At 63.2% G+C, this 1,485-nt stretch carries 2 protein-coding genes; one reads left to right on the forward strand and one right to left on the reverse strand.

Going from position 1 to position 1,485, the window contains the following annotated elements; all coding sequences use genetic code 11:
* Nucleotides 1-71: 71 nt before the first annotated feature.
* Nucleotides 72-889, forward strand: a protein-coding gene (locus GT030_RS03015) for an IS5 family transposase (protein WP_161199697.1) whose coding sequence is annotated in 2 segments (ribosomal slippage) — nucleotides 72-414 and nucleotides 414-889 — 819 coding nt in all. Because the reading frame shifts where the segments join, the coding sequence is not laid out codon by codon here.
* A gap of 331 nt (nucleotides 890-1,220) precedes the next feature.
* Here GT030_RS03015 and GT030_RS03020 read toward each other — a convergent pair.
* The coding region (locus tag GT030_RS03020; RefSeq protein ID WP_161199698.1) for a tyrosine-type recombinase/integrase at nucleotides 1,221-1,485 on the reverse strand (265 nt) is incomplete at its 5' end.

Genomic DNA, 1,485 nt, shown 5'->3' on the forward strand with positions numbered 1-1,485 from the left:
ACTGCCAACTGACCATGTAGGACACGGTCTTGGATTGTGTCCTATGTGGTGAGGCGGTCGTTGGTCCGTTCATGGGGCGGGGTACGTGGAGTTGGATTGTTCCGGACGGGTTGTGGGAGATCGCGAAGCCGCTGATCCCGCCCTCGAGGGTGCGGCCGCAGGGCGGCGGGACGCGGGACACACCGGATGAGACGCTGTTCGCGGCCATCATCTACGTCCTGGTCAGCGGGTGCTCCTGGCGCCAACTGCCGCCCTGCTTGGGCATATCGAAGTCGACCGCCCACCGCCGATTCTTGATCTGGTCGAGAACCGGTGTCTGGGGCCGCCTGCACGAAGCCGTGCTGCACCGGCTCGACGACGCCGGCCTCATCGACGTCACCCGTGTCGTCCTCGACACTGCCCACGTCAGGGCGAAAAAGGGGGCGAACATACAGGTCCGAGCCCCGTGGACCGGGGCAAGCCGGGTTCCAAGATGCACGTCCTGTCGGACGCGAACGGACTGCCCCTGGTCGTCGGCGTCTCAGCCGCCAACACCCACGACAGCGAAGCATTGAAGCCCATGGTCGAGGGTCACCAAACGAGACACGACCCCCACCGCGACCGCTACTTCAAGCCTCAGCGCCTGCACGCCAACAAAGCGTATGACGTCCCCCACCTGCGGAAATGGTTACGCGGCAAACGCATCGGCGTGCGCATCGCCCGCAAAGGCATCGAGTCCAGCGAATGCCTGGGTCGCCGTCGTTGGGTGATCGAGCGGACGATGTCCTGGCTGGCCGGCTACCGCAGGCTCAGCCCCCGATACGAGCGCGATCCCCGAAACTACCTGGCCTTTCTCGGCCTCGCCGCCGCCATCTGCTGCTACAAGCGACTGCTCCGCCTCACCACATAGGACACGGTCTTATACCCCCCATCGCAGGCTCCGCCAAACTCTACGGTGGCCTCCACACTTCGGGCATTGTGGAGCCCGAACTGGAGGAACGACAATGCCCGCATGTTTCATGAATGCCCGACAGACGGCCGAGTACCTGAACATGTCCATCACGTGGGTCTATCGTGACGCACCCAAACTTGGTCTGAAGGCCTACAAGTTCGGGCACGGCCACAGCGCGAAACTGCAGTTCAAGGTCTCCGAAGTAGATGCCTGGGCTCAGCAGCAGAAGCTCGGGTAAGACCCAGTCCGCCGGGTCCTGAGCGCGGAAGCGCCCAGGACCCGTTCCGTGTCAGGCAGCGAGTGCCATATCCAGCACTTGGGCGGCCCTGCCGATCGATCCCGGCATGAGGTGCCGGTAGATCTTTAACGTGATGTCGAGGCTCTTGTGGCCCATCCATTCGGCGACGTCGGTGATCGGGATGCCGTTGCTCAGGCAGTTCGATGCGAAGAAGTGACGGTTGCCGTAAAGCACCATCCCCTCGGGGATGTCCACCTCACCCGCCGCGCGTATTCGCTTCCACTGGTTGTCCATTGCCCAGTGCGGATATGGCTTA

It is taken from the genome of Streptomyces sp. SID1328, assembly GCF_009865595.1.
In the GTDB taxonomy this organism is placed as follows: domain Bacteria; phylum Actinomycetota; class Actinomycetes; order Streptomycetales; family Streptomycetaceae; genus Streptomyces; species Streptomyces griseoluteus.